The organism is Stenotrophomonas sp. P5_A8, from assembly GCF_056400545.1.
Window position 1 is genome coordinate 1 of record NZ_JBFULB010000130.1, and the last position, 10,511, is coordinate 10,511.

The 10,511-nt window shown below is 63.1% G+C and carries 9 protein-coding genes; 7 read left to right on the forward strand and 2 right to left on the reverse strand.

Going from position 1 to position 10,511, the window contains the following annotated elements; genetic code table 11:
• The coding region (locus tag AC1DQP_RS11000) for a DNA cytosine methyltransferase (RefSeq protein ID WP_478051591.1) at positions 1-339 on the reverse strand (339 nt) is incomplete at its 3' end.
• Positions 340-634: 295 nt separating this feature from the next.
• On the opposite strand from AC1DQP_RS11000, the gene AC1DQP_RS11005 reads away from it, so the two are divergent.
• Complete coding sequence (locus tag AC1DQP_RS11005; protein ID WP_457321650.1) at positions 635-934, forward strand: SymE family type I addiction module toxin; 300 nt, start codon at positions 635-637, stop codon at positions 932-934.
• 199 nt (positions 935-1,133) lie between these two features.
• Entirely contained in the window at positions 1,134-1,466 is a 333-nt protein-coding gene (locus tag AC1DQP_RS11010) for a hypothetical protein (protein ID WP_478051592.1), read from the forward strand.
• A gap of 111 nt (positions 1,467-1,577) precedes the next feature.
• Here AC1DQP_RS11010 and AC1DQP_RS11015 read toward each other — a convergent pair whose 3' ends face one another.
• Positions 1,578-2,249 carry a hypothetical protein gene (locus AC1DQP_RS11015; protein WP_457321654.1) on the reverse strand — a complete coding sequence of 224 codons (672 nt, stop codon included), beginning with the start codon at positions 2,247-2,249 and terminating at the stop codon, positions 1,578-1,580.
• Between the two features lie 984 nt (positions 2,250-3,233).
• On the opposite strand from AC1DQP_RS11015, the gene AC1DQP_RS11020 reads away from it, so the two are divergent.
• The 5 genes from AC1DQP_RS11020 to AC1DQP_RS11040 all read left to right on the forward strand — a co-directional run.
• Entirely contained in the window at positions 3,234-3,878 is a 645-nt protein-coding gene (locus AC1DQP_RS11020) for a DUF1629 domain-containing protein (RefSeq protein WP_457321899.1), read from the forward strand.
• A 34-nt stretch (positions 3,879-3,912) separates the two neighbouring features.
• Positions 3,913-7,392: an XVIPCD domain-containing protein gene (locus AC1DQP_RS11025; protein ID WP_478051593.1), complete on the forward strand. Its 3,480-nt coding sequence runs from the start codon at positions 3,913-3,915 to the stop codon at positions 7,390-7,392.
• Positions 7,393-7,981: 589 nt separating this feature from the next.
• A complete protein-coding gene (locus tag AC1DQP_RS11030; protein ID WP_256775096.1) occupies positions 7,982-8,170 on the forward strand; it encodes a hypothetical protein in 189 nt (62 codons plus the stop codon).
• A 139-nt stretch (positions 8,171-8,309) separates the two neighbouring features.
• Positions 8,310-9,203 (forward strand): XVIPCD domain-containing protein, encoded by an 894-nt coding sequence (locus AC1DQP_RS11035; RefSeq protein WP_256775097.1) that lies wholly within the window; start codon positions 8,310-8,312, stop codon positions 9,201-9,203.
• Positions 9,204-9,382: 179 nt separating this feature from the next.
• Positions 9,383-10,511 (forward strand): YncE family protein (locus AC1DQP_RS11040; protein WP_478051594.1); only part of this gene is annotated, 1,129 nt, incomplete at its 3' end.

Genomic DNA, 10,511 nt, shown 5'->3' on the forward strand with positions numbered 1-10,511 from the left:
GATATGCCCGGGGCCATCATGGAAGTTGGCCTTGTAAGTCTTTACCGCATAGGGGTCCCATTCGCTGGTGAACACGCAGCGGCCACCCTGCTTCTCAAAGGCCGTGCGGATGCCACCGATCCCCGCGAATAGGTCGATGAAACGGAACTTTCCTTCGCCGGTCGGCGGCTCGCCGAAGGGCAGCAGGCGCTGGCGGATCGCGTCTGCAATGTAGGGCTTGGGCTCGGTCTCGCGAACTTGCCAGCGTTTGACGGTCTTCGGATCAACTCCAAGGGCTTGGGCGACCTCCTTCGTTGAAAAGCGCTGGAGGGAAAGGTCGATCAGCTCGTACGTATTCATGGATGCTCCGGGAATTCAGCGGACAGTATGTCCAATTTCGTCCCGTGGGTGAAGAGGGGGTATCGCTGGAGGCAGCGCTGAGGGGTCAGGGAAGCCCGTGTGGGACGTTGACACTGGGCCGTCTCAAAGACTGCGACCGCAACTGGTGCAGTCGATGGAGCTTTGCCGTTCAAGAGGAACAAACGATTTCCAAAGCTCTTCACCATCCCGAATGATGTTCACCGAGCGTAGAAACTCCTCTGGCACCCACCTTCCTTGCCATCCCGGCAAGGGCAAGCCCTGCAGGAGGTCCAACATGTTGACGCCGTGGGAAGACGAACCCGTTGACGCGCGCCCCAAGCGCAAACCCTACGCCCGCCCCGCACGCAGCTACCGCGTAGGCGCGCTGACGTACCCGGACCGCGAAGAGCGCGGTCCCACCGAGATTGTCCCCTACCTCAAGCTGCGCGGCCGCTGGCTGGACAAGCTCGGCTTCGACGTAGGCGCCCGCCTGAAGGTTGAGGCCACGCACGGCAGCATCACCCTTACGGTGGTGGAGCGGCCGGTGGTGGTGCCCCCAAAGATCCCCAGGAAGTTGCAGCGGCAAGCCCGCTGAGCGGCAGCGCCCAGTCGTGCGGTGGGCCGCTGCACGGCCATGGCCCGCCAGCCCGTGCAGGGCCCATGGCCAGATGACGCCGGTGCGTGCCGGGGCTCGGCAGCACCGCACGATGACAGGCAAACGCCAGCACATCGCTGCACGTCCGGTGCGGTGTGGCTGTGCATTCGGTTTCACTACCCAGCAGTGGGAGCAACTCATGAGCAAGAGTGTCTTCATGCAGCTACAGATGGAAGCCGGCTTGCGCGCCAGCTTCCAGGAAGCGGCCGAGCGCCAACACCGACCCGCCGCACAGGTGCTGCGGCAGTTGATGCGGGCGTACGTGGTCACGCAGTGCGATGCAGAGGCGGTCGCTGTGGGCCGAAGGCTTGAAGCGGTGAGGCGCGCAGCGGCGTCGGTGGCGCTGGATGCGCCGGCGGTGGGCGAGGGGCCGTTGGAGGAGGCGCCGGGGTTTTCGAGCATTGATCGGGATCTGGAGGAAATGGCACGGCGGCAGCAGGGGTGGGGGTGCTGTCCGTTTGGTGTGGCGTGAGGTACGCAGGTCGCGCTGGCGTGGCTGGATGCTGGTGATGGTAATTGCGGGGCGGCCCACCAGACAGGCGGGCCGCCCTGCGGTGGGCTGGGTAGAGCTATACCTGCCGACCTACTGTGCGAAGTGAGTACCCCTGTCCGATCCGCACACCCTCGGGATGCACACGTCCATAGACGTGTTCACAAAGCGCGAGGCGTGCACAATACAAGCCACAGAAATCGCGGTGTTCTCCCTGAATGCGTTGGCGTAGTGGGTGACGGATGCGTACGAGCAACGCCCATTGTCCACGCCAACTGTCGCCCTCCGTTCTCCCCCCACCGAGCTCTCTACTCTTATCTGGCCATTAGATGTAAAGGTGGCGCCGACAGGGACACGGCCGTTTGGAGCAATCGCGGTCGCCCAGTCAGCTGCCTTCGGTTGACTTTGACCCTCATCCAAAGCATCCGCATCCGAGCTGCTGCAGGCCCAGCCCGCAGCAGAACCGACAACGATGCCCTCGCCAGGGGATGGCGACATGCCCATCGCGTCGCAGAACGCCTGGTGGTACAGCTTGGTGGCCTCGGTCTGCTCATCGTAACGATAGACGTGACGTCCAAAGCCATCTGACTTCAGCAGCTGATCCACCTCCACCATTCCGCCGTTGAAGTCGGTCCATTCGGTTCTTCTGATGATGTGCCCAATTCCATCCGACTCCGCCACAACCTGGTCAACGCTGAGTGGCCGTTCTTCCGCGCATAGCTGGGCGGACGCCAGGATCCCGATGACTACTGCTATTGACTTCATTCTCACTTAGAACCTCCTGCCCACGAAATGTGGAGGGCAAAGGGTCATCCTTGGCTACGGTCAAGTCAGTGATCAAGGTCGTGTGCTGGAGCTTTGCAGGTTTTTCCTACCATGATCTGTGCAGTTCAACATCCTTGGGCGGTCAGGTGTAATGCGAAAGCGGCCCTCGTGTTCGTTGTGGCGGATATCCAGTTGATTGCGCTTGACGAAGTRCTCACGCCCGAAGACGGCGTGACCAAGCTCGCGCAGCTCGCCATGGTGAGGGACGAGTGCGTGGATGAGTAGAGCTGCATCTCCCCGCCGAGCGGTCGCATTCTGCCGCGCACGTAAGCTATGCGCACTCCAATGCGTAAACCCAAATGGTGAAGAATGAAATAGCGTCCGGCTGGGGCGCAGCCACCTGCGATCCATGTGGGGAAGCAGAGTGCGACGCGTACGTCACCAGATATCACAATATGAGCTTGATCCTGCAGCGCGCTTAGCCGCAGTGTCTCACTTTGGAAGAGAGCTTATGACCACGGACCATGCACCGAGAAAGCGCTCGCATCTCGAACAAAGTGAGAACTTCCATGTATCGCTCTCTCGAGCGCTCCCCCACACGCTGTCGGACGGGCGGGACGGCGTGGTACCAGTACGTCTTCCTCCGCGACGGTGAGCGCATTGGAGCCATGGGATTCTTTGGGCCTCAGGAGTTCTTCGCTGGATATCCTCACTCAAGCTGGATATACACCTTTGATCTGACCTTTGGTCACGTCGTGGATGACATGCTGCGCTTCAAGCGCACGCTCGGTAGCTCGGATGACGACTTCCAATTCATCCGCAGCCTTGCGGCGGCTTTGGTGCCGGCCGCCATCACTTGGCAATCCCTCATCAGCGAGAGTGAGCTGGCGCTTCGCAGATACATCAGAAGCTGGTGTGCTACATCGTCCCCGGGGTAATCTTCACTGAGCCTCATAGCGGCTCTGGATGGAACAGGATCGACGCATGGAAATCTCAAACAAGAATGCACCCAAGCGCGGCGAGTTTTTTCTTCTGATGCCGGACACAGCCCGTGGTGGACGAGGGCACGGCGTCGAGATCGAAAATGAGGAAGCTCTGCTGACACCTCCCAGGCTGATCATTCGGCCGCGTGGGGGGGGCTTCCCAGTGCTCAAAGAGAAGCCTGTTCTGCTCCACGATCCTGGAGCGGGTGATCCGCCCGAAGACCTGGAGGGAGGGTTGAGCGGGTACTGGCTCGTGTCCGAGCGCCTCAAAGATGTCTTTTCCAAGGTCGATCCCGCTGGATTCGATTTCGTGGAATGCGACTATCGACAAGCCGACGGATCCGAGGGCCCGCGCTACTACCTGTGTGAGGTAACACGTGAGCTGGACGCGCTTGACGAAGAGAGCTCCAGGCTGACCATCGATGTCAGCGACGACTTTGTTGGCGGAAAGTTCTATGACCTCAGTGGCGGCACAAGTCTGTCGTTTCGCAAAGACGTTGTTGGCCAAGCGCATATTTTCCGAACCCCGTACTCTGGCGGTTTGACCTTCTGTGATCGAATTCTCCGGGACGCTGTCTGGGCTGCAGGCATTGGCGGGCAGAGGGAATCGCGAGGCCTGTGGTTTACGGACGCCGCCGACATCTGAACCGGCAATGTGACATCAAGGAAGAGGTGGCGAAATGCCTCGCAATGGACCGATTTTTCAAGACCATCACGTCATTGAGCAGCAGACGTTTCGAAACAGTCAGCTCCTAAAGGTCCTCGAGAGGGCTAACCTGGTTGAAAAGGATGCCTTCGAGAACCGGATCAGTATGCCTGCGGATCCGCGGCTCGCCCACGCGCTGGGAGTTTCTCCCCACAGCGGTGGGCCAATCAGGGAGTATCAAAAGGGCATCGGTTTTCAACTTGAGAAGCTGGCGCAAACCGTCGATGGCCAAGCTGCGCTCGAGAACGACGTAGAAGCGATGCAGCGAATCGCGGGCCGGGTGAATGGCCTGCGCGACACGATGACCATCGGATTGGTCAACGGTGACCTTTACACCAATGCCCCACTTGGCATGACTGCGGAGGACATCCGGCCTCGGACGCAGATGTTCCTCCATGGTATCGATAATTACGGTCGCGCGAACGCCCATCAGCTCGCCACACTCAATGGGCTTTCATCCGTTGATCGTGGGTACCTTTCGGTTACCCAATCCGAGGCAAGAATCCTCACTGTGCTTGAGTTTTCTCAGCAATCGACTAACAGGTTGACGAAAGGTGGTGACTTGGATCTGCAGCGGCACCAGTTGGCGCAGGCAATAGCCAATGCTCATCAGGATGGGCGAATAGCTTTGTCCGAGAAGGGTATACAAAAAGTTGAAGCCACTCTGGGCCAGGCTGCAGCCAGTTCACTCCGCGTGCCTCGTGGACAGCAAGGCTTTGCGTCGATCGGCTTATTGCTTGGCGATACCCCGACCAGCACGCTCGTACGCACTGGCGGGCTGCTGACCACAGGCGCTGACGCCATCCTGACCGCCCGCCGCTCCGCCGAGCTGCTTGAACAAGGCAATGCCACCGCAGCACAGTCTGAGGTCAACCACGCCCTCGCCCGAAATGTTGGCGGTTGGGCCGGTGGCACTTCCATGGCCATGGCATTGGGGGGAAGCGGCTACGTACCGGCCGCTGTAGTCGCGGCGGATGCATTGTTCCTGGCCAAGGCATTCGAAAAAGGGGCCGACCTACTGGACAACCGTGCCATTTACCATCAGACCGCCTCTGGTGTGTCGTGGGCGTTCGATGGAGCCCAATGGTATCGGGAGGCAGACTTCGAGCGAGTAAGCGCCGGATCGAGCGACCCGATCGAGGGGCGTGTTGCGGCCAGTTACGAAAAGTCCCAGCAGCTGGGGGCGATGGCGACCGCGAAGGCGGTTGAACTCGCGCTTGGCAAAGCACCGCCGCCCCAGGATCCATTCAAGATTCCAGCCCAGGCAAGCGAGCAGCGCGGCTTGGACAATCAGGACTGGTACCGCAATCCCGATACCTCGGCATGGGAGCGACAGGTCAAAACCGGCTTGTCCGGCGCAAATGATCGGGCAAGCTACGAAACCCAGACTGCGACGCCGGAGCGCGCCCAGCAACTCAATCAAGAGGCATTGGACCGTATCGAGGGCAATATTGCTACGGGGCCGGAGGCGATCGCAGCGCAGTATCTGGAAGCGTATGCTGCGCAACGCGCGCAAGACTACGGGGTGAGCGTGCCGGAGGCAGTCGAGTCGGCGCGCGCCAAATCCGGCGCCGTGCTCGGTTCGGATAGTGAGCGTTATCTGCGCAGTGCGGTGGGTCAGTGGGTGAGCGGGAGCCGGATGGCCGAAGGTAACCTGGCGCTGGAACTTGAGCTGACCAACCAGATGCGCCAGCCGTCGCTGGAGCGCTTCCAGCAGGAGCTGGCAGACATCCAGGCTTTGCCGGCGCCGTCGGTGGAGCAGACCGGGAAGAACGAACTGCTGCACCGCTATCAAAGCGCTGGCGTGGACCTGAACGTAAATCCTGAAACCCAGCAAGCCATCGCGCTGGCTGTGCAGCGCACGCTGGATGCCAATGGCGTCACCGGCCAGACGATGCAGCAACTTCAACGCAATGAGACGGGCCAGTATGGCTACGACAGCCCCATCAATTACTATCAGACCGGGCCCGATGGCGTGGCGCATCTGGTGGCCGTTACCGACGTTGCTGAGCTGCGACGGGCGTGGACGGAGGTCCGGGCACAGCAACAGGAAGACGCGCCGATCCCTGACTCCCCAGAGCTACGCATCACCGCACTATCGGCCCAGGAACGCGATGCCCACGAACAGGCGCTGCGCGAGGCGAACCGTGAGGGACTCTCCATCGGCGAGGCGCAGCAGGTCGCTGCCGCTGCTGCGCTGGGCGTAGCTGATCAGCGCATTGAAGAGGCGTTGGCGCCGGAGGTGCAGCAGCGGGAGTCGGGACCTGTAGAGGCCACCGTTGCTCCGGCAATGGCCGCCGCCTCGATACCGCCCATCAGTGCACCGCTCCCCACGGAGGCTGATCGTGCGCAGTCTTCTGAGATGGATCGCCACGACGAAGCACRCCGCACCGAGGCGGAGCGGGCGCAGGCGTCGAGAGAAACCGAGGAAGCCGATCGGCGCCACGCCGTCGACACGGCAGACGAGGTGGTCAGACAAGTGCCGCAGGCGCAGACCAATCATCCGGAGACAGCTGAAGCGCCGCCCATGTCTCCTGCTGGCTCCAGTGCTCCCGACGCAATGAACCTCCAGCCCGCCCATGTGGAGCCAGGCGCTGCGGTGCCAGCTGCGCACGAGCCGCAGCGCGGATCTGAGCCGGAGGCGGTCACCATTGCCAACACCCATCAGCTCCCACCTCAGATCACTGAGCCGCAGCCCATCGCTGACCAGCTTGCGAGTGACTGGCAGCCGGCAAACGAGGATTCCCGCGAGCAGATGCAGTCGCTCGCAGAAGAAGCGATCCCACCACACCACTTCACCCAGCCATCGACTGACGCCGAGCTGGAGCAGACCGCACAGCCGCCTGTATACAATCGCGAAGAGACCTACGCCCAAGACGCCCTGCTGCGGCAGGCAGAGCAGGCAGAGCAGTCGATCTCCAGCGAAGCAGAGCGCGAGGAACTTGCAGATATTCCCCCGGCCGAGCCACTCGACGTTGCGCGCCTACCTGAGCAACAGCACGCCGCGCCAGCGAAGCTGTCACCCGCGCACCCGGACCACCCGGACAACCGACTCTACGAGCAGATCCGCGAGGGAGTAGCCGAGTTGGACGCCCAGCATGGCCGCACACCCGATGCGATGAGCGAGCGCCTGACCGGCAGCCTGCTCGTACTGGCGAAGGACAACGGGCTGGACCGCGTCGACCACGTGGTGTTGAGCCAAGCGACGGCCGATGCCCGGTCCGGGCAGAACGTGTTCGTCGTCCAGGGCGAGATGGGCGATCCCGCGCAGTTGCGTGCAGGGATGTCGACCCAGCAGGCCGTGTCGACGCCGTGGGACGATTCCATGCAGCAATTCGATGCGGTGGCAGAGGAACGCCAAGCGCGTGCGCAACAGCAGGCGCTGCAGCAGCAGGACGAAGACCAACGCGTGCAGCACGAAATGCAGCTGACGGCTGCAAGCATGGGTGGCTAGGTGCGGCCACTACAGCGTTCATGGGTGTGCGAGACCCATGGCGTGCTCGTTAGCGCGTGTGTGAGCGAACTCGCTCGGACCCAGGTTGCGCTCCAGGCGCTGATTGCGTCACCTCACCGGGAGGTTCATTTCACACCAACCGGGATGCAGCGATCATGGCGGGCGGGGCAGGGAGGCAACCCGCCTCGTAAAACCGCAGGGTCGTTCACGCAAGAACTGTGGAATGGCCGCACGCCGGAGTAGCCTGATAGCTGTTGTCTTTGGCAACTGGCCCTGTGAAAGATAAGTTCCACTTCACTCGGCCTGCCTACTCGATTCATGGTGGAGGTGGAGCTTCGAAACTCCACGACATATGACGAGAACGACGTGCAATACGTCGRGAGGGCGGCTAATAAAACACCCCCGGAAGGGGGGAATAAGCCCGCCGATCATATGCGGTTTCGAACCTCCCGACACCCTTTCGCCCCCGCGGGCGAAAGCACCTCCCGTCAGGAGTGGCCAACATGCACGAACCTCTGAATCCGGCTACCCCAACAGTCGGTATGGCCGTAGCGCAGTCCTCCGTCCCGCTGCATGCGCGGTGCACGCCATGACCATGGAGAACGCCCACTTCACCCTCGCCGAGATCTTCGACGCCTTCCACCGCTCCTCCGAGCTGTGTCGCCCCATCTGGCGCGCCTCCTTTGAAATCTGCTGCATGGCGCTGGGCCTGAACCCCGCGCGGGAATGGGAGCGCCAGGTCCGGCGAGCGCGTCAAGGAGACAGCGAGGTGCATTGAGTCCTTCGGCCCAGCCTTCGAGGCAGAACGCAGACTTGCTGCCCCTTCACCCGCCTATGCGATCATCCCCGCCAAGGACCGCCATTCGACAATCGAACGGCGCGGGGCAAGGGTCGGTTTCAGACAGGGCTGAGTGAGCATGGAGCACAACGAACACTACACGGTGACCATTTACCTGGCCGCGCCGGGCACACCGCTCGAGGGCGGCGGCACCGCGCTCATGGGGCACATGTACCTGCAGACCGCGCACGGCGCGCAGCGGGACAGCTACGGCTTCGGCCCGGCCCCGGATGCGGCCTCGGGCGTGGTGTCCTACACCGATGCGGATACCTACAAGGATCCCTACTACGCCCGCACCCTGGAGATCACCCGGGAACAGTTCGACAGGATCCGCGCGTTCGGCGCGCATCCGGCCGCGCACGGTTTCAACATCAACGGGCCGGTGTTCACCAGCAGCTGCGTGGATTTTGCTTGGGCCGCACTCGGCCACGCCGGCATCCACCGGCAGACCGGTGCCGATACCGACCACGACAGCGAGTTCGCGGTGCTGTTCAACCAGCCGGAAGTGCAGTGCATTGCAGCACCGGTCCCGGGCAGCGCACTGAACACCGAGCACCACAACCCGCTGCCCGAGCGCGATGTGTGGCAGCGTCGCCTGGCCGAAATGGAACGGCAGAAGGCCGCGCGCCGTCCTGCGCCACCGCCGGCGACACCGGCCGATCCCGCCCACCCGGACCACCGCCTGCTGACCCAGCTCAACAGCAAGGTGGCCGAGCTGGACGCCGCCAACGGCCGTACCTTCGACGCCACCAGTGAGCGCATCAGCGCCAGCCTGCTGGCCCTGGCCAAGCAGAACAACCTCTCCCGCGTGGACCACGTGCTGCTGAGCAGGCGCACCGAGGACAACGCAGCGGCCGAGAACATCTTCATCGTGCAGGGCGACCGTGATGACCCCGCGCACCTGCGGGCGAGCATGCCGACCGAGGTAGCGGCCAAGACGGCAGTGGATGAGTCGTTGAAACGGGCGAAGTGACATAACGGCGCGCGCTGCAGTTGCCGCCATGACGCGGCCCTGCCGGACGTGACGTCTTCAGCCTGCTACCATGCCCGAGCCATAGCCAGCCTGCCCTGCACGAACCGCTGCACGGGCCGGCCGTTGTACAACGGCCCCGCGAGCCAGGACACCCCCCGTGCCCATCCAAGGAAGCTCGCATGCACCCTCGTTCCGTTTTCCGTTCGGCCGCCCTGGCCCTCGCCGTCAGCCTGACCCTCGGCGCGCCGTCCGCGTTCGCCGCTGACACCGCCGCGCCCACCTCGGCCGCTACTGCCGCCGCCGTCCAGCGCAAGCCGATCGCCCAGGGCCTGTACGAGCTGGCCTTCAGCCCGAAACAGAACGCCGTGTTCGTCGCCTCCTCGGGCGGCTTCGGCGATGCCGCCGGCCCGGCGCAGGTGCTGCGCCTGAACCCGGAAACCCTCGCCGTTGAAGCCCGCATTCCGCTGGAGCGCAAGGGCTTTGGCGTGGTGCTCGATGACGCCGGCGACCGCCTGTATGTCGGCAACACCGTGGACACCTCGGTCACCGTGGTCGACACCGCCGCGAACAAGGCCATTGGCACCGTGCAGCTGATGGAGAAGGTGGTGGGCAAGGATGGCAAGGCCTCCTATACCCACGACCTGCGTGAGCTGGTGGTCGATGCGCCCAACCACCGCCTGTACGTCACCGGTCACTCCGGCGACGGCAGCGTGCTGTTCGTGGTCGACACGCAGACGCTGAAGGTGATCAACACCATCCCCGGCCTGGGCAACGCCAAGGCGCCGGGCCTGGCGCTCGATGCCAAGGGCAAGCGCGTGTACACCTCCAACCTGCTGGCCGAAGTGGTCACTGTCGGCACCGACAGCGGCAAGGTGGAGCAGCGCTTCAAGGTAGGCGCCGAGCAGCCGATGAACATCGCGCTCGACCCGGCCGGCAAGCGCCTGTTCGTCACCGACCAGGGCTCGGAGATGATCCGCAAGTACCAGGCCAGCAGCTCCGGCTTCACCTCGTCGCACCCGGGCCAGCGCGTGCTGGTGATCGACCGCGGCACCGGCAAGGAACTGGCCAGCATCGCCACCGACGCCGGTCCGCTGGGCATCCTGCTGGATGCACCGCGCAAGCGCCTGTACGTGACCAACCGCGACGGCGGCACCGTCACCGCCTACAACAGCGATACGTACAAGCCGGTGGCGACCTACGCCGTGCCGACCCACCCGAACAGCCTGGCGTTGGATGCCAAGAACAACGTGCTGTACGTATCGGTGAAGAATGGCGAGAAGGACGCCAAGGGGAGTGAGGAGTCTGTGG

Excerpts from the sequence above, each read along its gene's own strand:
- AC1DQP_RS11020 (WP_457321899.1), top strand. The coding sequence starts at position 3,234 with ATGGAAATCTCAAACAAGAATGCACCCAAGCGCGGCGAGTTTTTTCTT.
- AC1DQP_RS11010 (WP_478051592.1), top strand. The coding sequence starts at position 1,134 with ATGAGCAAGAGTGTCTTCATGCAGCTACAGATGGAAGCCGGCTTGCGC.
- AC1DQP_RS11015 (WP_457321654.1), bottom strand. The coding sequence starts at position 2,249 with ATGAAGTCAATAGCAGTAGTCATCGGGATCCTGGCGTCCGCCCAGCTA.
- AC1DQP_RS11030 (WP_256775096.1), top strand. The coding sequence starts at position 7,982 with ATGACCATGGAGAACGCCCACTTCACCCTCGCCGAGATCTTCGACGCC.
- AC1DQP_RS11035 (WP_256775097.1), top strand. The coding sequence starts at position 8,310 with ATGGAGCACAACGAACACTACACGGTGACCATTTACCTGGCCGCGCCG.
- AC1DQP_RS11005 (WP_457321650.1), top strand. The coding sequence starts at position 635 with ATGTTGACGCCGTGGGAAGACGAACCCGTTGACGCGCGCCCCAAGCGC.